Source organism: Mycobacterium sp. 134 (genome assembly GCF_048282715.1).
Classification (GTDB): Bacteria; Actinomycetota; Actinomycetes; order Mycobacteriales; family Mycobacteriaceae; genus Mycobacterium; species Mycobacterium septicum.
In genome coordinates this window covers 4984784-5006754 of sequence record NZ_JBLVUN010000008.1, presented here as the reverse complement: position 1 = coordinate 5006754, position 21971 = coordinate 4984784, and the positions used below count along the sequence as shown (strand labels likewise).

At 67.7% G+C, this 21971-nt stretch carries 21 protein-coding genes and 1 pseudogene; 13 read left to right on the top strand and 9 right to left on the bottom strand.

Features of this window, described 5'->3' with window-relative positions:
• Positions 1–5: 5 nt before the first annotated feature.
• Both ACNQVK_RS28655 and ACNQVK_RS28650 read right to left on the bottom strand, forming a co-directional pair.
• Positions 6–1622 (bottom strand): phospho-sugar mutase, encoded by a 1617-nt coding sequence (locus ACNQVK_RS28655; RefSeq protein WP_418032226.1) that lies wholly within the window; start codon positions 1620–1622, stop codon positions 6–8.
• Complete coding sequence (locus tag ACNQVK_RS28650) at positions 1619–2065, bottom strand: MarR family winged helix-turn-helix transcriptional regulator (protein WP_418032225.1); 447 nt, start codon at positions 2063–2065, stop codon at positions 1619–1621. The genes ACNQVK_RS28655 and ACNQVK_RS28650 overlap by 4 nt, the downstream gene beginning before the upstream one ends.
• 109 nt (positions 2066–2174) lie before the next feature.
• On the opposite strand from ACNQVK_RS28650, the gene ACNQVK_RS28645 reads away from it, so the two are divergent.
• A complete protein-coding gene (locus tag ACNQVK_RS28645; protein WP_418032224.1) occupies positions 2175–3293 on the top strand; it encodes an AbrB family transcriptional regulator in 1119 nt (372 codons plus the stop codon).
• Here ACNQVK_RS28645 and ACNQVK_RS28640 read toward each other — a convergent pair.
• Entirely contained in the window at positions 3248–4015 is a 768-nt protein-coding gene (locus ACNQVK_RS28640; protein WP_418032223.1) for a hypothetical protein, read from the bottom strand. The two genes, ACNQVK_RS28645 and ACNQVK_RS28640, sit on opposite strands and share 46 nt — an antisense overlap.
• Positions 4016–4029: 14 nt before the next feature.
• Positions 4030–5177 (bottom strand): annotated as a pseudogene (locus tag ACNQVK_RS28635) (FAD-dependent oxidoreductase).
• A 100-nt stretch (positions 5178–5277) separates the two neighbouring features.
• On the opposite strand from ACNQVK_RS28635, the gene ACNQVK_RS28630 reads away from it, so the two are divergent.
• Entirely contained in the window at positions 5278–5823 is a 546-nt protein-coding gene (locus ACNQVK_RS28630) for a TetR family transcriptional regulator (protein WP_418032222.1), read from the top strand.
• Here ACNQVK_RS28630 and ACNQVK_RS28625 read toward each other — a convergent pair.
• Complete coding sequence (locus tag ACNQVK_RS28625) at positions 5820–6611, bottom strand: purine-nucleoside phosphorylase (protein WP_418032221.1); 792 nt, start codon at positions 6609–6611, stop codon at positions 5820–5822. The genes ACNQVK_RS28630 and ACNQVK_RS28625 overlap by 4 nt on opposite strands.
• Positions 6612–6658: 47 nt before the next feature.
• Between ACNQVK_RS28625 and ACNQVK_RS28620 the strand changes: the two genes are divergently transcribed.
• The 3 genes from ACNQVK_RS28620 to ACNQVK_RS28610 all read left to right on the top strand — a co-directional run bounded on the left by ACNQVK_RS28620 (position 6659) and on the right by ACNQVK_RS28610 (position 10064).
• Complete coding sequence (locus ACNQVK_RS28620; RefSeq protein ID WP_418032220.1) at positions 6659–7843, top strand: M20 family metallopeptidase; 1185 nt, start codon at positions 6659–6661, stop codon at positions 7841–7843.
• Positions 7840–9006: a M20 family metallopeptidase gene (locus tag ACNQVK_RS28615; protein ID WP_276126561.1), complete on the top strand. Its 1167-nt coding sequence runs from the start codon at positions 7840–7842 to the stop codon at positions 9004–9006. The genes ACNQVK_RS28620 and ACNQVK_RS28615 overlap by 4 nt, the downstream gene beginning before the upstream one ends.
• 170 nt (positions 9007–9176) lie before the next feature.
• Positions 9177–10064, top strand: coding sequence for a DUF559 domain-containing protein (locus ACNQVK_RS28610; RefSeq protein WP_418032219.1), 888 nt, complete (start codon positions 9177–9179; stop codon positions 10062–10064).
• 88 nt (positions 10065–10152) lie between these two features.
• On the opposite strand, the gene ACNQVK_RS28605 is transcribed toward ACNQVK_RS28610, so the two are convergent.
• Positions 10153–10620 (bottom strand): gamma-glutamylcyclotransferase, encoded by a 468-nt coding sequence (locus tag ACNQVK_RS28605; protein ID WP_044516526.1) that lies wholly within the window; start codon positions 10618–10620, stop codon positions 10153–10155.
• 41 nt (positions 10621–10661) lie between these two features.
• On the opposite strand from ACNQVK_RS28605, the gene ACNQVK_RS28600 reads away from it, so the two are divergent.
• From ACNQVK_RS28600 to ACNQVK_RS28585, 4 genes are read left to right on the top strand one after another with little or no spacing between them, the layout of a single operon-like run.
• Positions 10662–12077: an NAD(P)H-quinone dehydrogenase gene (locus ACNQVK_RS28600; RefSeq protein WP_418032218.1), complete on the top strand. Its 1416-nt coding sequence runs from the start codon at positions 10662–10664 to the stop codon at positions 12075–12077.
• Between the two features lie 42 nt (positions 12078–12119).
• Entirely contained in the window at positions 12120–13865 is a 1746-nt protein-coding gene (locus tag ACNQVK_RS28595; RefSeq protein WP_276126558.1) for a glycerol-3-phosphate dehydrogenase/oxidase, read from the top strand.
• Positions 13866–13918: 53 nt separating this feature from the next.
• The gene (locus ACNQVK_RS28590) at positions 13919–14749 is read left to right on the top strand and encodes a pseudouridine synthase (protein ID WP_418032217.1); all 831 of its coding nucleotides are present in this window, start codon (positions 13919–13921) and stop codon (positions 14747–14749) included.
• A 41-nt stretch (positions 14750–14790) separates the two neighbouring features.
• Positions 14791–15561 (top strand): SDR family NAD(P)-dependent oxidoreductase, encoded by a 771-nt coding sequence (locus ACNQVK_RS28585; protein ID WP_418032216.1) that lies wholly within the window; start codon positions 14791–14793, stop codon positions 15559–15561.
• Here the strand turns inward: ACNQVK_RS28585 and ACNQVK_RS28580 are convergent.
• Both ACNQVK_RS28580 and ACNQVK_RS28575 read right to left on the bottom strand, forming a co-directional pair.
• Positions 15530–16327 (bottom strand): enoyl-CoA hydratase/isomerase family protein, encoded by a 798-nt coding sequence (locus tag ACNQVK_RS28580; RefSeq protein WP_418032215.1) that lies wholly within the window; start codon positions 16325–16327, stop codon positions 15530–15532. The genes ACNQVK_RS28585 and ACNQVK_RS28580 overlap by 32 nt on opposite strands.
• A gap of 9 nt (positions 16328–16336) precedes the next feature.
• A complete protein-coding gene (locus ACNQVK_RS28575) occupies positions 16337–17029 on the bottom strand; it encodes a TetR family transcriptional regulator (protein ID WP_044516535.1) in 693 nt (230 codons plus the stop codon).
• A 71-nt stretch (positions 17030–17100) separates the two neighbouring features.
• Between ACNQVK_RS28575 and ACNQVK_RS28570 the strand changes: the two genes are divergently transcribed.
• Positions 17101–18192, top strand: coding sequence for a ferredoxin reductase (locus ACNQVK_RS28570; RefSeq protein WP_418032214.1), 1092 nt, complete (start codon positions 17101–17103; stop codon positions 18190–18192).
• Positions 18193–18209: 17 nt separating this feature from the next.
• Positions 18210–19346: a fatty acid desaturase family protein gene (locus ACNQVK_RS28565; RefSeq protein ID WP_418032213.1), complete on the top strand. Its 1137-nt coding sequence runs from the start codon at positions 18210–18212 to the stop codon at positions 19344–19346.
• Here the strand turns inward: ACNQVK_RS28565 and ACNQVK_RS28560 are convergent.
• A complete protein-coding gene (locus ACNQVK_RS28560; protein WP_418032212.1) occupies positions 19336–19851 on the bottom strand; it encodes a GNAT family N-acetyltransferase in 516 nt (171 codons plus the stop codon). The genes ACNQVK_RS28565 and ACNQVK_RS28560 overlap by 11 nt on opposite strands.
• Positions 19852–19932: 81 nt before the next feature.
• On the opposite strand from ACNQVK_RS28560, the gene ACNQVK_RS28555 reads away from it, so the two are divergent.
• Both ACNQVK_RS28555 and ACNQVK_RS28550 read left to right on the top strand, forming a co-directional pair.
• Positions 19933–20553, top strand: a complete 621-nt coding sequence (locus ACNQVK_RS28555; protein ID WP_418032211.1) for a TetR/AcrR family transcriptional regulator — start codon at positions 19933–19935, stop codon at positions 20551–20553.
• A gap of 88 nt (positions 20554–20641) precedes the next feature.
• Positions 20642–21964, top strand: coding sequence for a flavin monoamine oxidase family protein (locus ACNQVK_RS28550; protein ID WP_418032210.1), 1323 nt, complete (start codon positions 20642–20644; stop codon positions 21962–21964).
• The last annotated feature ends 7 nt before the right edge of the window (positions 21965–21971 follow it).

The following is a 21971-nucleotide window of genomic DNA, read 5'->3' as shown; positions in this document are numbered from 1 at the left end:
CGCTGTTACCAGCGCGCCGCGGCGTCGGCGAGGTCCTGACTGAGCTTCTGGGCGTGAGCGCGGGCGGTATTCAGATCATCGGTCGGTGCGCAGCGGACTTCGGTGTAGGACTTGAGTTTCGGCTCGGTCCCCGATGGGCGCACCACCACCCGGACCGACGTGCCCGCGTCGCTGCCGGTGAGGATCAGCGCGTCGGTGCGCTGCTGCCCGCGTCGCTCCAGCAGATCCTCGACGGTGACGGCGATGCCGGCCAGCTCGGTCGGCGGGCCGGAGCGCAAGCGCGCCATCGCCGTCTCGGCATCGTCGACGTGGCGGCTGACCGCACCGGTGACGTGCACGCCGTGCACCTTGGCCAGGGAGTCGAGGGCATCGAGCATCGTGCGGCCCTGATCGCGCAGCGCGGCCACCAGATCGCAGGCCAGGATCGCCGCTGTGATCCCGTCCTTGTCGCGTACCGACGCAGGGTCGACACAATGCCCGATCGCCTCTTCATAGGCGTAGACCAGGGTGGTGCCGGGCGTCTGGGCGCGGGCCAGCCATTTGAATCCGGTGAGGGTTTCGGCATGCCGGGCTCCGTGCGACGCCGCGATGGAGGCGAGCATCCGGGATGACACCACCGTGCTCGCCACCAGGGCTGCTTCGCTGACCGGGCCGGGCTCGAGCTGGGACAGGATGTAATCGCCCAACAACCAACCGGTTTCGTCGCCGGTCAGCATGCGCCACCCATCCGGTCCCGGAACCCCGACGGCGCAGCGGTCGGCATCGGGATCCAGTGCGATCGCGATCTCGGCGTCGACGTCGTCGGCCAGGGCCAGCAGTGCGTCGACCGCGCCGGGCTCCTCGGGGTTGGGGAAGCTGACGGTGGGGAAGTCCGGGTCGGGGTTGAACTGTTCCTCGACCACGTGTACGTCGTCGAAACCGGCCAGGGCCAGTGCATCAAGGGCGTATTCGCCGCCGACGCCGTGCAGCGGGGTCAGCGCGACCCGCACGGAACCGGTGCTGCGCCGCACCCGCGCGGCCCGTTCCAGGTAGCCGTAGATCTGCTTGCGACCGCTGGTTTCCACTGCGGCCCTGCGGATCTCATCAGCATGCGGAGCCCGGGCCACTGCGGCCTCGATCTCGCGGTCGGCGGGGGAGATGATCTGCATACCGCCGTCGAGAAAGACCTTGTAGCCGTTGTCCGTCGGGGGATTGTGCGATGCCGTGATCTGGATGCCGGCCGCCGCGGGCAGGTGCCGCACGGTGTACGCGACCACCGGCGTCGGGACCGACGCCATCATGAGCAGGACGTCGAAACCCTCGGCGGCGAGCACTTCGGCGGCGGCGAGGGCGAATTCGTCGGACTGGTGCCGAGCGTCGCGGCCGACCACCACGTGCGACCCGCCCAGGCACCTGTCCTTGAGAACCTGGGCCAGCGCCCATGTGGTGCGCACGACGACGGCCAGGTTCATCGCATCGGGCCCACCCCGCAAGGGGCCGCGCAACCCGGCGGTGCCGAACGTCAGCGGATGGCTGAATCGGCGGTCGAGCTCATCGGGACTGCAGGCGGACAGTTCGGCCGCGGTTCGCGGGTCGGGGTCATGTGCGATCCAATCGGCGGCGGCGGTCGCGATGGAGGTCATGATCCAAGTGTGCCCGCAGTGGCGTCCGCGTAAGCCAGCTTGCGCAGGACCGGTGCCACCAGCATCAGCAGATCGAACTCCAGATCCGTCAGGTTCTCCCGCATGGTGGCGTGCAGCCAGGCGTCCCGTTCGGCGCGGTCGGCCTGCAGCAACGCCGTACCTTCTGCGGTGATCTCGATGAGCTGCCGGCGACGGTCGTTGTCGTCGGGACGCCGGGCGATCAGGCCACGGCGGACGAGTTCGTTGATGCTGTCGGTCAGCGACTGGGCCCGCACGTGCAACCGCGCGCCCATCTCGGCCGGAGTGGTGGTTCCGCTGCGACTGGCCTCGCCGAGCAGTTCCAGCTGGCTCAAGGTCAGGCCGTGATCTGGACGGTGTCTTCGCATCTGGCGGGTCACCGCCATCATCGACTCACGCAGTTCGGTCGCTGATGTTGCAGCCATAGAGAAGTTATACCTTGGCATTGCCGCTTATCGAAGCACTAATCCCGCTCCCGGACACGTAAAGTGCAAAGGTATCCCTTACTATTTAAGTAGGAGGTGCGAGAAGGGGATGACGCGGATTCTGCGGTGGGTGCTGCTGGTCATCGCGACTGTCGCCGTCACCGTCCCGCTCAACCTCGTCGGCGTTCCCTCGGCCGCCCTGTTCGCCGGGCTGGTGGTGGGCGTCGCGCTGGCCCTGGCCTCGCTGGCCCCGGACCGGATGCCGCCCCCTGCCGGGGTGATCGCCCAAGGGGTGTTGGGGGTCTACATCGGCACGATGGTCCATCAGGACGCCGTCGGCGCGCTCCGCTCGGACTGGCTGATCGTGCTCGTGATCTCGGTGGCCACGTTGCTGCTCAGCGTCCTCGCCGGTGGATTGCTGGGCCTGCACCGCGACGTCAGCCCGCTGACCGGGTCGCTGGCGCTGGTTGCCGGTGGCGCGTCGGGGCTGGTGGCCATCGCCCGCGAACTCGGCGGTGACGATCGCGTCGTCTCCGTCGTCCAGTACCTGCGGGTGGCCCTCGTCACCGCGACCATTCCGCTCGTGGTGACACTGGTGTTTCATGCCGATCGGTCGCATCCGGCAGCCAATCCGGCCGGGTCTCCGGGTCAAACCGATTCGGCACCTTGGTATCTCAGCCTGCTGATGCTGGCCGCCATCGTCGCTGTCGGCATCGTCGGCGGGCGCTGGGCCAAGCTGCCCGGCGCAGGGCTCCTGGGCCCGCTGGCCCTGACGGTGGCACTGCAACTCACCGGTCAGTCCTTCGGGCTGACGGTCCCGGTGCTGTTGGTGCAGGCGGCCTACATGGTGATCGGCTGGCAGGCCGGCGTCGCCTTCACCCGCGAATCGCTCCGCGCGATCGGGCGGATCCTTCCGCTGGCGCTCACGCTGATCGTGGTGCTCGGCGCGGCCACCGCGGGCCTGGGCGTGGTGCTGGCCGATGTCACCGGGATGACCCAACTCGAGGGTTACCTCGCAACCAGTCCCGGTGGTGTCTACGCGGTGTTGGCCACCGCGGTCGAGACCGGTTCCAATGTCACCTTCATCATCGCCGCCCAGGTACTGCGGGTCCTGCTGATGCTGTTCGCGGCGCCGCTGATGGCCAGGGTGATGGCCCGGATGGGCAGGCGGCGCGGCCTGCGTCACGGCCGGCGGGAAGAAGAACCGGTCGCCGCTGCCCGGCGATAGATGATCGGCTGAGCCGCCACGTCATTGGCCTTGAAATTGGCCAGGACGAACGACCGGAACGTGCGACGGAACAGCAGGCTGGGCAGGAACGCCCGCAGAGTCGGCCAACTGGCGTGGTTGACCACGCGGTAGTCGGTCGGCTCACCGGGCCGCGGGGAGAGCAGCGTGGAGTCCGGCAGTGCGGTGTGACGCTGAAACCACCCCGCCGTGTATTCCCATGTGGCGTAGACCGTTTCCGCTGAATCGCAGTGAAAGTAGTTGAACAGGAACCAGCGGTCGCCGGTGTGGTCGACGTCGGCGATCCGGGCCGCGTTGTCGGCCGCCATCTCATACGAATGACGTGCGCTCTGGTGCATTTCGGAAAGCATGGCGCGGTAGGCGTCGTCCGCTCTCACGTTGTCGATCGCGTCGACGCCGGTGGTGCGTATCAGAACGACCAGGTCGTGGCGGGCGGGCCGGACACCTGCACGCGCCAGCAGCGCCGCGCCCTCACCGGGTGGACGCAGCGCCCCGCGGAACACCACGGCTTCGACGACGTCGTCTCGGTGAGCCAGTGTTGCCGCCCACCCTGCGAGGTGGATGGCCAGCCGGCGCCGGGTGCGTGACGGCAGGGCGAGCGGGCCGCCCCAACGCCCGGCCTCGGCCGCCAGGATCAGGAACCCGTCGTCGGTCGGGTCGGTGAGTCGGACCGGTACTGCGAGTTGATCGTTGACGAGCTTCATCAGCTTTCCTTTGCTCAACGCCGGTTCAGGCCGGACAGCCGCCAGGCCAGCGCCGGCGGACGGCGGGCAGCCTGCCGGCCATGCGCATGGCGCGATTGCGGATGGGGCGGCGGCGGGCGGATGCGGTGGCGAGTTCGGTGAGCCGGCTGGTCATCGTGACGACCCCACGTGCGGTGCGGTGCCGGGTGGCGGCGTACTCGTCGAGCAGCGCCGCGTCGGCCCCGGTGTCCAGCACCCGCGAGAGGAGCTCGCCCAGGGCGACGGCGTCCTCGATCCCGAGGTTCATGCCCTGTCCGCCAGCGGGAGAGTGGACGTGCGCGGCGTCGCCCGCCAGCAGGACGCGGTTGTCCCGGAACACGTCGGCGATCCGGTGATGCACACGGAAGCGTGATCCCCAGACGATTTCCTCGACCACCGCCGGCCGTGACACCGGGCCGCGCTCGTCCAACAGCGACTGCACGAACGCGATGTCGGGGTGCTGTGGCGCCTCGTTCACCGTGGCGACGATGCGGTACATCCCGTCGGGCAAGGGCGCGACCACCACCAGACCCGCCGGCGAGAAGTACAGGATGACCTCGTCGGCCGGAACACCGCCGGACAGGCGGACGTCGGCGAGTGCGAACGATTCGCCGTACGTGCCGCCGCTGAACGCGATATCGGCCTGGTCCCGGACCGTGCTGTGCATGCCGTCGGCACCGACCAGGTATCTGGCCCGGATCTGCTGGCCGTCGGCGAACGTGGCGATCGCATGCTCGCCGGTCTGCCGGATCCCGGTCACCGACGCCGGGCGGATGACCTTGCCGCCCAGTTCCTCCAGCCGGTTGAGGAGGAACGCTTCGGTATCGGCCTGCGAGATCATCAACGTGTACGGGTACCGGGTCGGCAGCTCGCTGAACGGCACCGCGATCAGGAGATCGTCTCGGTCCCGGATGGCGAAGGTGGGGGTGTGGACGCCCCGTGCGACGAGTGCGTCGACCACGCCGTAGGGCTCCAGTAATTCGAGGGTCCGCGGGTGGACCACGGCGGCGCGAGAGGTGTTGGCGCCCTCGGCTTGGCGGTCGACCACGGTCACGTCGTGGCCGTGCTGAACGAGCACGATGGCCGCGGTCAGGCCGACGGGCCCGGCTCCGACGATCAGTACGTCTGTAGTGGTCGTTTGCATCTTCGGCTCCTTTGTCAACAACCGTTGGTCAACAACTGTTGACTTCAACTTAGGAGCCTTCCGGCACGATGTCAACGGTTGTTGGCCTACACTTGTTGGCATGCGACGACCGGCAGCTGAGACCAAGTCCGTCATCCTCGCCGCGGCCCGTGAGCGATTCGCCGCAGACGGATACGAGCGGGCCACCATCCGGGCCATCGCCGCGGATGCCGCCATCGACCCGTCGATGGTGATGCGCTACTACGGCAACAAGGAGCGGCTGTTCGCCGCCGCTGCCGAGTTCGATCTGGAACTACCCGATCTGACCCAGGTGCCTCGGGAGCAGGTCGGTGGCGCGCTGGCCGCGCACTTCCTCGAACGCTGGGAGCGGGACGAAGCGCTGTTGATCCTGCTGCGGGCCGGCGTGACCAACGAGGCCGTCGCCGAGCGGATGCGCACGATCTTCGCCGCGCAACTCGCGCCGGTCATCGCAGAAACCACGGGGAACGCACCCGACACCCCCGCACGGGCCAGCCTCGCGGCGTCGCAGGTGCTCGGGATGGCGTTGTGCCGCTACGTCCTGGAATTCCCGCCCCTGGTCGCCATGCCCCGACAGGAGGTCGTCGACTGGATCGGGCCCACGCTGCAGCGGTATCTGGTCGGCTAGATCTGTTCGATCACCGAACGCAGGAGCGCACCCATCCGGGTCGCGGACTGACGCCCGGCCTCGAGCACCTCGGCGTGGCTGAGCGGCTCGCCCGTCATCCCCGCGGCCAGGTTGGTCACCATCGAGATTCCCAACACCTGCAGACCCGCGGCCCGGGCGGCGATCGTCTCGTGCACCGTCGACATACCGACCAGGTCGGCGCCCAGGGTGCGCAGCATCCGGATCTCGGCGGGGGTCTCGTAGTGCGGGCCCGGCAACCCGGCGTAGACGCCCTCGGCCAGGGACGGGTCGATCTCCCGCGCCAGAGCCCGCAGCCTGGGGGAGTAGGCGTCGACCAGGTCGACGAACTGCGCCCCGACCAGTGGAGACCGTGCGGTGAGGTTGAGGTGGTCGCTGATCAGGACCGGCTGGCCGACCTGGTAGTCCGCACGTAGGCCGCCGGCAGCGTTGGTGAGCACCACCGTGGACGCCCCCGCAGCCGCCGCGGTCCGCACCGGATGCACCACATGCTGCAGGTCATGGCCCTCATAGGCATGGATACGCCCGGCCAGCACCAGGATCCGATGGTCGCCGATGCGGACCGAGTGCACCCGGCCGCCGTGCCCCTCCGCGCTCGGCGGCGTGAAGCCCGGGACGTCGGCCATCGGCACCGATGCGACCGGGGCACCGAGCTCGGCCACCGCGGGCGCCCAGCCCGAGCCGAGCACCACCGCGACATCGTGGCGATCGACGCCGGTGCGTTCTGCGATGGCGGCGGCTGCCTGGCTGGATGGCTGGGGATCGGTCACGATAGGCGAGCTTAACGGCCATGAACACGCAGTGAGATACTGCGAGGATGTCGTCTGCCACCGCCTCGCTGAGCGTCGAGGAAGCCGTCAACCGGCATCGTGGCGACCTCATCGAGCTCTCTCATTCGATCCACGCCGAGCCCGAGTTGGCCTTCGCCGAGCATCGCAGCTGCGCCAAGACGCAGGCGCTGGTGGCCGAGTACGGATTCGACATCACCAAGGCGGCCGGCGGGCTGGACACCGCGTTCCGGGCCTCCTACGGCAGCGGCCCGCTCGTCGTCGGGATCTGTGCCGAGTACGACGCTCTCCCCGAGATCGGGCATGCCTGCGGACACAACATCATCGCCGCCTCGGCGGTCGGCGCTGCGTTGGCCCTGGCCGACGTGGCCGACGTCCTCGGCCTGACCGTGGTGCTCGTCGGTACCCCGGCCGAGGAACTCGGTGGCGGAAAAGTGTTGCTGCTCGACGCCGGAGTCTTCGACGACATCGCGGCAACGGTCATGCTGCACCCCGGGCCGGTGGACATCGCCGCGGCCCGGTCGCTGGCGCTGTCCGAGGTGACGGTCAATTACACGGGCCGGGAGTCGCATGCGGCCGTGGCGCCCTATCTGGGGGTCAACGCCGGCGATGCGGTCACCGTCGCGCAGGTGGCCATCGGCCTGTTGCGCCAGCAGCTCATGCCGGGGCAGATGGTGCACGGCATCGTCACCCATGGCGGGCAGGCCACCAACGTGATCCCCGGCCGGGCCGAGATGCGTTACACCATGCGGGCCACCGGCATGTCCGCGCTGCGTGAGCTGGAAGTCCGGATGGCCGGGTGCTTTTCGGCCGGGGCACTGGCGACGGGCTGCGAGCACCAGGTCACCGAGATCGCCCCGGCCTACGCCGAGCTGGCGCCTGACCCGTGGCTCTCGGAGACCATCCGTGCCGAGATGTTGCGACTGGGCCGTAACCCGTTGCCGGAGAACGTGGAGGCGAGTGTGCCGCTGGGCAGTACCGACATGGGCAACATCAGCCAGATGATGCCCGGCATTCATCCGGTGATCGGGATCGACTCGGGCGGGGCTGCCATCCACCAGCCGGCGTTCACCGCCGCAGCAGCGGGCCCGAGTGCCGACAAAGCCGTGTTGGAGGGTGCAATCATGTTGGCCCGCACCGTGGTTCGGTTGGCCGAGACCCCGGCGGAGCGAGATCGAGTGTTGGAAGCGCTGCACCGGAGGGCGGCCGCATGAGCGTGTTGCAGCATGCCGCTGCCCGCTGGTTGTCGGCCAACTACGACGAGATGGTGTCGTGGCGGCGGCACCTGCACGCCCATCCCGAACTGGGGCGCCAGGAGTTCGCCACCACCGAGTTCGTCGCTCGCGTTCTCGCCGAGGCCGGACTGAACCCCAAGGTGCTACCCGGGGGTACCGGGTTGACCTGTGATTTCGGGCCGGAGGATGGTCCGCGGATCGCGCTGCGCGCCGACATGGACGCGCTGCCGATGGTCGATCGGACCGGTGCGCCCTATGCCTCGACGGTGCCCAATGTCGCGCATGCCTGCGGGCACGATGCGCACACCGCGATACTGCTGGGCGCCGCGATGGCCCTGTCGTCGGTGCCGGAGTTGCCGGTCGGGGTGCGACTGCTGTTCCAGGCGGCCGAGGAGCTGATGCCCGGCGGCGCGATCGACGCGATCAATGCGGGCGTCCTGAACGGCGTGAGCCGGATCTTCGCCCTGCACTGCGATCCTCGCCTGGCCGTGGGGCAGGTGGCCACCAAGCCAGGGCCGATCACCTCGGCGGCCGATTCCATCGAGATCACCCTGCACTCACCGGGCGGGCACACCTCGCGGCCGCACTTGACCGGCGATCTGGTCTACGGACTCGGCACGCTCATCACCGGGTTGCCCGGCGTGCTGTCCCGTCGCATCGACCCGCGCCACGACACCGTCATGGTGTGGGGTGCGGTCAACGCTGGGGTGGCCGCCAACGCCATCCCACAGATCGGCACCCTGGCCGGGACGATCCGCACCGCCAGCCGCGACACCTGGCTGACCCTGGAATCGATTGTGGAAGACACGGTTTCCGCCCTGCTGGCGCCGCTGAACATTTCCCACAGCCTCAACTACCGGCGCGGGGTGCCGCCGGTGGTCAACGAAGAGGTGTCCACGCGCATCCTCACCCACGCCATCGAGGCGATCGGTCCCGACGTGCTGGCCGACACCCATCAGTCCGGCGGTGGCGAGGACTTCTCCTGGTACCTCGAAGACGTGCCCGGTGCGATGGGACGACTCGGCGTGTGGAGTGGGCAAGGCCCACAGCTGGATCTGCACCAACCCACGTTCGACATCGACGAGCGCGCACTCGGCGTCGGCGTGCGCACGATGGTGAACATCATCGCCGCGTCTGCCTAGCTGTTTCCCTGCCCCGCGAGTTCCCTGCACCGCGAGCGACCGTGTCTGTACGGCGACACGCCGCATTCTGTGTACCGCAGCGGTCGCTCGCGCAGTGGCGAAGCCAGTTATCCACAGCTTCACAAACTCTGACTATCCCTCGGCCATAGCAAATGCCCACGATCGTGGGCATGGATCAGCAGCTGCAAACGATCTTCCAGGCACAGGGTGGCGTTGCGACCAATGCCCAGATCCTGTCCCGCATCTCGCGACGTCAACTCCAGTCGGCAGTGAATTGTGGTGTGCTGGAACGAATATGGCAGGGAATGTACTGCCTCGGCGCGCCTGACTTGCTGACACGTCTGCGTGGCCTGGACCTGTCCTGCGGCGCCCGAGTCCCCGTATGCCTGGGAACTGCCGCGGCAATCCACGGTTTCGACATCCAGCAGCCCATCGACCTGCATGTATTGGAACCGATCGGATCGCGATTGCGCTCCTGCGACGGATTGGTGGTGCACCGGCGCGACGGCGCTCCGCTCACAATCGTGCAGGAGCGGCTGGTGACGACCGCGAGTTGGACGGCGATCGAGGTGGCCCGCACACTGCGCCGGCCGCGCGCCCTGGCAACACTGGACGCAGCAGTACGAAGCGGGACCTGTGTCCGGTCCGATCTTTGGCGTGCAGCCCTTGATCAGGCCGGCCGTCGAGGCATCGTCGCTGTCCGCAACTTGATCGGGCTGGCCGACGGACGTGCCGAGTCGCCGATGGAAAGTGAGGCCCGGCTGGTCATGATCGACGGCGGTCTTCCGATGCCCGAATTGCAGTACGAGGTCATCGTCGGCAACGGACAGGTGCGCCGCCTCGACTTCGCCTGGCCCGAGCAGCAATTGGCTGTCGAGTACGACGGTGTGGACTGGCATGGCAGTCCCGATGCATTACGGAAGGACCGTCGACGCACCGCGGCTCTGATGGATGTCGGCTGGAGCGTCATCGCGATCGTGTTCGAGGACGTTCGTCATCGCCAAGGGGAGATGGTGGCGCGCATCAGCCGACAGCTGCGTGTGGCCCAAGCTGCGTGAGCGACCGTTTCGGTACGCAAGATGCGGCGTGTCGCCGTACAGACACGGTCGCTCGCGGGGCAAGCGGGGCAAGCGGGGCAAAAGTCGGCTACGGACCGATGTTGCGGGCGGGGCGGGTGCGCAGATCGTGCACGTACGTGTCCGGCGCCCCGGCGATCTCCGCGGCGTCGGCCATCACCCCGAGATAGCGGGCCGAGGGCAGACCGCCCTCCCAGGCGTCAACCACATACAGCCAGGCCAGCACCGGGTCGGTGGTGGTGTCCGACGACAGCCGGTCCACCCGGCAACGGATCTTCTTGTGGAACCCGAGCTCGGAACCTTCCCAGTGGTCCAGGCTCTGCTCGTCGGCTGACGTCATGTCGTAGAGCACCACGAACACCTTCGACAGCGGGTCTTCGACGACGGTCGCCAGCGCGCCTTCCCAGCCGATGTCCTCACCGCCGAACGTCAGCCGCCAGCCATGCAACCACCCGGTACCCGCCATCGGCGAGTGCGGAGCCCGCTCCTGCATTTGCTCCGGGTGCATATTCGATCCATACGCGGCGTACAGCGGCACGGTAAGACAGCTTAATCGGCGAAGTTGGTTAGGTTAGTCCCGTGGCTACCCGCATCGTGATCATCGGCGGCGGACCCGCCGGCTATGAGGCGGCGCTTGTCGCCGCCGCCCGCGGCCCCGAGGTCGCCCACGTCACCATCGTCGACTGCGACGGCATCGGTGGCGCGTGCGTGCTGTGGGACTGCGTGCCGTCCAAGACGTTCATCGCCTCCACGGGTGTGCGCACAGAGCTCCGGCGGGCTCCCAACCTGGGCTATTCGCTGGATTTCGAGCAGTCCAAGATCTCGCTGCCGCAGATCAACGAGCGCGTGAAGACCCTGGCGACGGCGCAGTCCGAAGACATCGCCGAGCGGTTGCGCAGCGAGGGCATCGAGTTGATCGCGGGCCGTGGCGAACTGATCGACGACGTCCCGGGCATGGCCCAGCACCGGGTGAAAGTCACCGGCCCGGACGGCGTGGTCAGCCAGCTGACCGCCGATGTGGTGTTGATCTCCACCGGTGCCAGCCCGCGGGTGCTGCCCAACGCCGCGCCTGACGGGGAACGCATCCTCAACTGGCGCCAGCTCTACGACCTGGAAGCGCTGCCCGAACACCTCGTGGTGGTGGGGTCGGGTGTCACCGGCGCCGAGTTCGTCAACGCCTACACCGAGCTCGGGGTGACGGTGACGGTCGTGGCCAGCCGCGACCAGATCCTGCCGCACGAGGACTCCGACGCTGCCGCGGTGCTGGAGGAAGTGTTCTCCGAACGCGGTGTCACGCTCGTCAAGAACGCCCGCGCCGAGTCGGTCACCCGCACCGACAGCGGGGTCCGGGTCACCATGGCCGACGGCCGCACCGTCGACGGCAGCCATGCGCTGATGACGGTCGGTTCGGTACCCAATACGAGTGGTCTCGGGCTTGAGCGTGTCGGCATCGAACTCGGGCCCGGCAACTACCTCAAGGTCGACCGCGTGTCGCGGACCCCGGTGCCCGGCATCTACGCGGCGGGGGACTGCACCGGTCTACTGCCGCTGGCGTCGGTGGCGGCCATGCAGGGACGCATCGCGATGTATCACGCCCTGGGTGAGGCGGTGGCCCCGATCCGGCTGCGGACCGTCGCCGCGGCGGTGTTCACCCGCCCCGAGATCGCCGCCGTCGGCGTTCCGCAGGCCGCGATCGACGACGGGTCCGTGCCGGCCCGCACCCTGACACTGCCGCTCAACACCAACGCCCGGGCCAAGATGTCCAGCCTGCGCCGCGGCTTCGTCAAGATCTTCTGCCGGCCGGCTACGGGCGTGGTGATCGGCGGTGTGGTGGTGGCGCCGATCGCCTCCGAGCTGATCCTGCCGATCGCGCTGGCCGTGCAGAACGGCATCCCGGTCGACGAGTTGGCCCAGACGTTCTCGGTGTACCCGTCGTTGTCCGGTTCGATCACCGAGGCGGCGCGTCAATTGATGAAACACGACGACCTGGACTAGAGAATCGGGCGGATCCCACGTCGTCCACGTAGCCTGGGGATCGTGACTGACCCGATCTCAGCACCGGGCGACGGGCAAACCTTCCTCGGACCGCAGCAAAGGGCGCAAGCCTGGCAACGACTCGGCAGTGAACAATTCGACGTGGTGGTGATCGGTGGCGGTGTCGTGGGCGCCGGCGCAGCGCTCGACGCGGCGACGCGCGGCCTCAAGGTCGCCCTGGTCGAGGCCCGTGACTTCGCGTCCGGCACCTCCAGCCGCAGCTCCAAGATGTTCCACGGCGGCCTGCGCTACCTCGAGCAGTTGGAGTTCGGGCTGGTGCGTGAGGCCCTGTACGAGCGTGAACTGAGCCTGACCACGCTCGCGCCGCACCTGGTCAAACCGCTGCCGTTCCTGTTTCCGTTGACCAACCGGTGGTGGGAGCGGCCCTACGTGGCGGCCGGCATCTTCCTCTACGACCAGCTGGGCGGCGCGAAATCCGTTCCCGCGCAAAAGCATCTGACCAAGTCCGGGGCACTGCGGTTGGCTCCGGGGCTCAAGCGCAGCTCGCTCATCGGTGGGATCCGTTACTACGACACCGTCGTCGACGACGCCCGGCACACCATGACCGTGGCACGCACCGCCGCCCACTACGGGGCTGTGGTGCGCTCGTCGAGCCAGGTGGTGGCATTGTTGCGCGAAGGCGATCGCGTGGTGGGTGTCACGCTTCGCGATTCCGAGGACGGGGCCATCACCGAAGTGCGCGGCCATGTCGTGGTCAACGCCACCGGGGTGTGGACCGACGAGATCCAGGCCCTGTCCAAGGAGCGCGGCCGATTCCGGGTGCGCGCATCCAAGGGCGTGCACATCGTGGTGCCGCGCGACCGGATCGTCAGCGAGGTGGCGATCATCCTGCGCACCGAGAAATCGGTGCTGTTCGTGATCCCGTGGGGTACGCACTGGATCATCGGCACCACCGACACGGACTGGAATCTGGACCTGGCGCATCCCGCCGCGACCAAGGCCGACATCGACTACATCCTGGGGCATGTCAACACCGTGCTGGCCACCCCGCTTACCCATGACGACATCGACGGCGTCTACGCCGGGTTGCGTCCGCTGCTGGCCGGGGAGAGTGAGGAAACCTCCAAGCTCTCGCGTGAGCACGCCGTCGCGGTGCCCTCGCCGGGGTTGGTGGCCATCGCGGGCGGGAAGTACACCACTTACCGGGTGATGGCGGCCGACGCGATCGATGCTGCCGCAGAGTACATCCCGGCCCGGGTGGCGCCGTCGATCACCGAGAAGGTGCCGCTGATGGGGGCCGACGGGTACTTCGCGTTGATCAACCAGACCGAGTTCGTCGGGAAGCATTACGGGCTGCACCCGTATCGGGTCCGGCACCTGTTGGACCGGTACGGCTCGCTGATCGGCGAGGTGCTCAAGATGGCCGAGGGCCGGCCCGAACTGCTGGCCCCGATCACCGATGCGCCGGTGTACCTCAAGGTCGAGGCCTACTATGCCGCCGCGGCCGAAGGGGCACTGCATCTGGAGGACATCCTGGCCCGCCGGATGCGGATCGCGATCGAATACCCGCACCGCGGCGTCGATTGCGCCCGCGAGGTCGCCGAAGTGATTGCGCCAGTGCTGGGATGGACGGCCGAAGACGTCGACCGCGAGGTCGCCACCTACATCGCCCGGGTGGAGGCCGAGGTGCTTTCGCAGACCCAGCCCGACGACGAGTCCGCCGATGCCCTGCGCCAGGCCGCGCCCGAGGCCCGCGCCGAGATCCTTGAGCCTGTGCCGTTGAATTGAGAAAGCCCGGTTCCCAACGCTCTTCGCGCAGGCGCTCATCGCCGCCGCTGCCGGTGCGTGACGGACTCGGCCCGGCGCGGCTGCGGCTGTTGGGCGGCAATGTGTACGACGAGTTGCAGGCGCGGTTCGGCATCGGTGCGAAAGTGCTTGCCGGAGAAGTGGTTCTGCCGGACGGATCGCCGGTCGATGCGACGACGACACTGCCCGCGGGTGCGCACGTCTACTTCTACCGGGACCTGGTCGACGAGGTGGAGGTGCCGTTCGGCATCCCGGTGCTCTACCGCGACGACGACATCGTCGTGGTCGACAAGCCGCACTTCCTGGCCACCATGCCCCGTGGCGGCCACGTCGCGCAGACCGCGCTGGTGCGGCTGCGTCGCGAACTGGACCTACCGGACCTGAGCCCCGCGCATCGGCTGGACCGGCTGACCGCGGGCGTGCTGCTGTTCACCGTGCGCCGCGAGGTCCGGGGCCCATACCAGCGGCTGTTCGCCGAGGGTGGGGTTCGCAAGACGTATCTGGCCCGTGCTGACGGGGTGGTCACGGTGCCACTACCCGCCACGCTGCGCAGCCGTATCGTCAAGCAGCGCGGTCGGTTACAGGCTTTCGAGGAACCCGGTGAGCCCAACGCCGAGACCTACGTCGAGGCGATGGGAAGCGGGCTCTACCGGCTCTCGCCCCGCACCGGGCAGACGCATCAGTTGCGCGTGCACATGGCCTCGATCGGGCTGCCGATCATCGGTGACTCCCTCTATCCCAACGTGATCGACGTCGCGCCCGATGATTTCGGCAACCCGCTGCAGCTGCTGGCCCAGCGCCTGGCGTTCACCGACCCGATCACCGGTGAGGACCGCGAGTTCGTCAGTGCCCGCGTAGTGGGCTGAAGCCTTGCGTGACGGCACCGCGGTGATGTTCTACTGACGGGGTGAACCGTGAGACTTTTGACCATCTGTTCGACATGACCGACCGGACCGTGATCGTCACCGGTGGCACCCGCGGCATCGGATTGGCTCTCGCCGAGGGTTTTACGCTGGCCGGTGCACGCGTGGTGGTTGCCAGCCGCAAGCCCGAGGCCTGCGAGCAGGCGGCCGAGCATCTGCGTGAACTCGGGGGACAGGCCATCGGGGTGCCCACGCACAGCGGCAACATCGACGACCTCGGCGCACTGGTGGAGCGCACGGTCGCCGAGTTCGGCGGGATCGATGTGGTGGTCAACAACGCGGCCAACGCGCTGGCGCAGCCGTTGGGGCAGATGACGCCTGAGGCCTGGGCCAAGTCCTATGAGGTGAACCTGCGTGGGCCGGTTTTCCTGGTGCAGCACGCATTGCCGCACCTGAAGGCCAGCCCGAAGGCGGCGGTGCTGAACATGGTGTCGGTCGGGGCGTTCAACTTCGCCCCTGCGCTGTCCATCTACGCCTCGGGCAAGGCCGCCCTGATGTCGGTGACCCGGTCGATGGCGGCCGAGTTCGCGCCGCTGGGCATCCGGGTCAACGCGATGGCCCCGGGGCCGGTCGATACCGACATGATGCGCAACAACCCGCAGGAGGCCATCGATCTCATGAAGGGCGGGACCTTGATGAAGCGGCTGGCCACACCCGACGAGATGGTCGGCGCGGCCCTGCTGATGTGTTCGGACGCCGGCAGCTACATGACCGGGCAGGTGGTCATCGTCGACGGTGGCGGGACACCTCGCTGACCTCGGCCAGGCTCCCGGTACCGACGGACAAGATCTGGCTGCGGTTCTCCACGTGCAGCGCTGTTTCCAGGCAGCCGGCGTCGAGGTTGGCCCAGAGCACCTGCTTGGTCGATTCCAGCCCGAATTTACCGTAGCCGCAGAGGGTTTCGGCAATCTCCAGGGCCGCGTCGAGCAGGTTCGCGGTGTCGTCGACGATGCGGGTGACCAGTCCGAGCCGCAGTGCCTCCGGCGCCTCGACCGCACGCGCGGTGAGGATCAGGTCGAACGCCGGGCCCGCACCGATGATCCGGGGCAGGGTGTAGCTCACCCCGATGTCACAGCCGCCGATGCCCAGCTTGATGAACTGCGTGCAGAACTTCGCCGACGGGCCGGCGATGCGGATGTCGCTGGCTGCCGCCAGGGCGAAGCCGCCACCGTATGCCGCGCCGTTGACCGCGGCGATGACCGGTTGGCGGAGCCGGTGCAGTTTGACTGTCAGGTTCGCGATGCGTTCCTGCCAGCGCATGCCCGAGCGGGGAAACTCGGTGCCGCCGCCGGCCTCGGGCGGATTGGGATCGCTGAGATCCAGCCCCGAGCAGAAGCCGCGACCGGCGCCGGTGAGCACCACGACGCGGCACTCGTTGTTCGCCGCGATAGCGTCCAGGGTGGTGTGCAGGGCCTCGACCAGTTCGTAGGACAGCGCGTTGAGTTTCTCGGGGCGATTGAGCGTGACGACGGCGATTTCGGGCCGCGGGTAGGCAAGATCGAGAGGCTGTGCAGGGGACATGAGCGGACCCTAGCCGGTGCTACGCCACCCATTGACGCCAACGGCGATCATCCGTAGTTGTTTGACCGCGGTGCGGTGGATGGCCTCGACCGCCGCCGCGTCCCCTGCATCTTCGAGGCTCTCGGCTATCGAGATCATCGCATTGACGAACAGATTGGCCAGGATGTTGAGATCCTCGCTGCTCCAGTCCTTGAGGCCGGGGAAGCGGGCCAAGTCGATCGCCAGCTCGGACGTGATCAACCGGATCTCGGTGCGAATCGCGTAACGCAGCACCGACACACCGCTGGAACGTTCGCGGGCGATGAACCGCCAGTGCTCGCGCCGGTCGTTGAAACTGCCGATCAGGATCTCGGCCGAGGATTCGATGACGTGATGCGGGTCGAGCTTGCCGGCACGCGCACCGCGCAGCATGTCCCGCAGGGATCGGAACGACTCATCGATGAGGACCAGGCCGAGCGCATCCATCGAGTCGAAGTGCCGGTAGAACGCGGCAGGCACGATGCCTGCCTCCCGGGTGACCTCCCGCAGGGACAGCGCGCTGAAGCTGCGGTCTTCCAGCAGGGTCAGCGCCGCGGTGATGATCGCGCGCCGGGTGGCCTCCTTGCGTTCTTCCCGGGACAGCGTGTCCCGCGACCGCGACGACGATTCGGTCCGTCGCGTTCGTGACGTGGATGTTCGTGAATTGGGCGTACGTTTGTTCACTGATGTGAACCCTACCACTTGCTGGGTTTTTATCGTTGACAGAGTCGGGTGTGCACGCGCACTGTGTACACATGTTCACTCAAACATTGGCTGAAGGTGTTGGCCGGCGGCTACTGTCCGGCCCGCGAATGAGTGCTCTCGCGAACCTGCTTACCGGCCCCCACGGAGTCGACCGCTACACCGAGCTGGTCGAGCCGACTTGGACCCGCGGCGACGCCCGGGCCAAGGTGGTGGCAGTGCGGCGCCAGACGCCGCGCAGCGTCACGCTGACCCTCGAACCGAACGCGGCCTTCGCCGGATTTCGGGCGGGTCAGCACATCAACCTCTCCGTCGAGATCAACGGTCGGCGCCGCACCCGGTGCTACTCGCCGGCCAACGCGCAAGGGGCGGCCCACCTGGAGTTGACCATCGGCCGCCACGACGGCGGGCTGGTCTCGACCTACCTGTGTGACCACGCCTACCCGGGCATGGTGCTGGGGCTCGACTCGGTCGGCGGAGATTTCGTCCTGCCCGAGGCGCTGCCGCAGCGCATCCTCTTCGTCTCCGGCGGCAGCGGCATCACCCCGGTGTTGTCCATGCTGCGCACATTGCGTGCACAGGCGTTCACCGGGGAGGTCGCGTTCCTGCACTACGCCCGCGGCGCCGACGAGGCCTGTTACCGCTCTGAGCTGGCGGCCATGCGGTCGGCCCGGGTGCGGGTCCTGCACGGCTACACCCGCGACGAAGCCGTCGGGGATCTGGACGGGTACTTCGGTCCCGCACACCTGGCCGCCGCCTTCGCCGACGCCCAGCCGGACGCCGTGTTCGTCTGTGGCCCGCAGGCACTGGTCGACGCGGTGCGGGAGGTGCGTCCCGACGCGCACTCGGAGAGCTTCGTCCCACCCGTGTTCGCCGTGCCGACCGGATCCACCGGAGGCACCATTCGGTTCGCCGACAGCGACGTGGAGGTGGCCGACGATGGCCAGCCGCTGCTGGTGCAGGCCGAGGCCGCCGGCCTCACACCGGAAAGCGGCTGCCGGATGGGCATCTGCCACACCTGCACCCGATTCAAGACCAGCGGCGCCGTCCGCAACCTGATCACCGGCGCGATCTCCACCGCCGACTGCGAAGACATCGAAATTTGCGTCACCGCACCCGTCGGCGACGTCGTCATAGACCTGTAGACCCGAAAGGCGCAGCCATGACCCACTACACCCTGACCCCCGAGCAGTTCGAAACCTTCGGCGCCGAGCTCGACGCCATCCGTGAAAAGGCAGTCGCCGATCTCGGTGAGCGTGACGCCACCTACATCCGCGACATCATCAAGATGCAGCGCAAGCTCGAGATCGGCGGCCGGGCGCTGCTGTTCCTGCCCCCGGCCTGGCCGATCGGCACGGTGATGCTCGGACTGTCGAAGATCCTCGACAACATGGAGATCGGCCACAACGTCATGCACGGGCAGTACGACTGGATGGGCGATCCGGCGCTGCGCGGCCAGAATTTCGAATGGGATTCGGCCTGCCCGTCCAATCAGTGGCGGCACTCGCACAACTACATGCACCACACCTACACCAACATCGTCGACATGGACCGCGACATCGGCTACGGCGTCCTGCGGATGAGCGAAGACCAGAAGTGGAGCCCGTACTACCTGGGCAACCCGCTGTACGCCTTCCTGTTGATGGTGTTCTTCCAGTACGGGGTGGCCCTGCACGAGCTGGAGACCGAGCGGATCCGCACCGGCGAGATCAAGCTGCGTGACAAGAAGGACATGCTGCGGGAGATGTGGGCCAAGGTCCGCAAGCAGACCGTCAAGGACTACGTGGCCTTCCCGCTGCTGGCCGGCCCGTTCGCGCCATTCGTGTTCGCGGGCAACATGACTGCCAATCTGATGCGCAACGTGTGGTCGTACACGATCATCTTCTGCGGGCACTTCCCGGAGGGCACCCACGAGTTCACCATCGAGGAGACCCAGAACGAGACGCGCGGCCAGTGGTACTTCCGCCAGCTGCTGGGTTCGGCGAACCTGTCCGGCGGCAAGTGGTTCCACATCTTCAGCGGCAATCTGTCGTTCCAGATCGAACACCACCTGTTCCCGGACATCCCGGCACACCGCTACGCCGAAATCTCCACTGAGGTCAAGGAGATCTGCCAGCGCTACGGCCTGCCCTACAACACCGGCCCGATCCACACGCAGTTCGCCTCGGTGGTGCGCAAGATCGTGCGGCTGGCGTTCCCGTGGGGCAGCAAGCCCAAGGATCCCGAGCCGGCCGCCAAAGAGCCTGCGCCGGAACCGGCTTCGCAGCCGATCTGCGAGCCGGAACTCGTCAACTGCTGACCGTCAGGCTGCACTGCAGCAGCACCGTGTCCAGCCATCGTCCGTGCTTGTAGCCGACCGCACGCAGTCGCCCGGCCTCGGTGAAACCGTGCTTGCGGTGGAGGGCGAGGGATGCCGCCGCCTCGTCGATGTCGACCACCACGGCGATGACCTCACGGATACCTGCCGCGGTGCAGCCGTCCAGAAGGCCTTGCAGCAGCAGGGTTCCGATGCCGCGACCGGCGCACTGCGGCGTGAGGTAGATCGAGTTCTCCACAGTGTGCCGATAGGCCGGGCGTAGCTTCCACGGTGAGCAGTAGGCGTAGCCCACGATCTCGTCGTCGAGTATCGCGGTGAGGAACGGCAATTCGCGTTCGCGGGCCGTCGCGAGCCGATGCTCCCACTCCTCGCGATGCGGCGGGATCAGTTCGAACGTGGCCACCCCGGTCTCGACATGGTGGGCGTAGATGACGCTGATCGCGTCGAGGTCATCCGGTGACGTCGCGCGGACGACGGCGTTGGTCATGTTTTCACCCTAAGGGGCGTCGACCCGGTCGGTTGTCTGACTTTCTCCTAAGCTGGCGCTCAGTTGAGGAAGGGGATTCCGATGGCCTACGTCAAGGCAGCCGAGCGTCACGAGCAGATCGTCGCGGCGGCGATCCGCGTGCTCAGCGACGTCGGCGTGCCGGGAACGACGCTGCGTGCCGTCGCGGCCGAGGCGAGTATCCCGCTGGGCACATTGCATTACGTGTTCCCGTCCAAGGATCAGATGCTGCGCGCCGTCATCGCCGCGGTCATCGACGACGTCGTCGCCACCGTGCATGACAGCCTGCAACTCGACCGGGGCCTGGCCCACGCCCTGGGCCACGGCGTCACGACGTTCTGGGACGCCCTGGTCGAAGGCGACGTCGGTGTGCAGGTCATGCAGTACGAGCTGGCGATGTACTCCGTGCGCAGCGAGGGATCGGGGGGACTGGCACGACTGCAGTACGACCGCTACACCGCGCTGGTCACGGAGTTCTGCGAACAGGCGGCGAACGCCGCCGGCGAGCGCTGCGCCGTGGACTTCGCCACCCTGGGTCGGCTCGGGCTCGCGATGCTCGACGGCTTGATCATCCAGTACGTGGCCAGCCGGGACGGTCAGCGCGCGCGCCGCGATCTCGACCGCGGGATCCAGATGCTGGTGACGCTGGCAGATCCCCAGCCGGTGGCGGATACGCGCCACTAATCGCTGTTCGACTCGGCGCGGGCTGTTGTCTGTGGCGGTTCCGTGTTATAAAAGTCGGACGGTTGACCGACTTAGAAACGGAGGTCCGATGACGGCAACAGACAGTGCAACGGACGCCACGGTGGTTGTGGTCGGCGCTGGAGTATCCGGGCTGACCGCAGCCCGCGAGCTTCATCGCCGCGGCGTCGACGTGGTGGTGCTGGAAGCGGCCGACCGGCTCGGCGGCCGGACGATGAGCGAGACCACAGCGCTGGGATCGACGGTTGACCTCGGCGGTCAGTGGATCGGCCACGATCACCACCGACTCATGGCGTTGGCCGACGAACTCGGCCTGACCCGGTATCAGATGCACACAGGTCCGATGCCGGGACTGATCGACCGCTCACGCCGGTTGTCGGTGGTCTCGCCCGCGGTACTCACTGCCGTAGCGGCCTTGGTGGGTATCGAGGTGTTGTCTCGCACCGGTGTCCCACGGCGATGGAGTGGCAGGACCGTGGAGTCGTGGCTGCGTCGGGTACCGGGCCGCACCGCTCGCCGGCTGCTGGAAGTGATTGCCGAGGTGTCCTGGACGGCAGATCTGGACCGGCATTCGGTGTACGCGATGGCGCGGATGATCCGACTGCAGGGCGGGGTGCGCACCATGCTGTCGACCAAAGGGGGCGCGCAAGACTCCCTGCTCGTCGAAGGTATGAAAGGACTCGCCGACGGTTTGGCTGCCGACCTGGGTTCCCGGATCCGCTTGGGGCACAAGGTCGTATCGGTCGCTCGCGACAACTCTGGGGTGACGGTGCAGACGACGGCGGGGGACTTCCGGGCAACCAAGGTCATCGTCACGGTTCCGGCGCCCATGGCCGGCTCCATTGCCCACCAACCACCGCTCCCGCTGGAACGGGCTCGCCTCGCGGACGACACCTATATGGGTTCGGTCTACAAGGCCATCGCCGTGTACGACCGGCCGTTCTGGAGGCAGGGTGGAGGCGGCGAGCTGATCGTCCTCGACGGTCCGGGCAGCGGTGTCTTCGACACCAGCCCGCCGGATGGTCCGGGCCACCTGTGCATGCTCATCGGTGGACCGGCGGCCCGCGAACTCGATGGCCTGACTGCCGACGAACGACGACGGGCTGTGCTGGAGCCCTTGATCAGCCAGATCGGACCCGATGTTCTCCGGCCGGTCAGCTGGCACGAGAAGTCGTGGCATACCGACGAATACGCCGGCGGTGGCTATATGGCGCTGCCTATCGCGGGCGCTCTGGACGGGCTGCTTCCGTTGCCCTCCAAGCCCGTCGGTGATATTCACTGGGCGGGAACCGAAACCGCAACCGACCACGCGGGCTACATCGAAGGCGCGATCGACTCCGGCCTGCGGGTGGCTCAAGAGGTCGCCCAGGCACTGTCGGCCATTCGCGACTAGCGTGGTC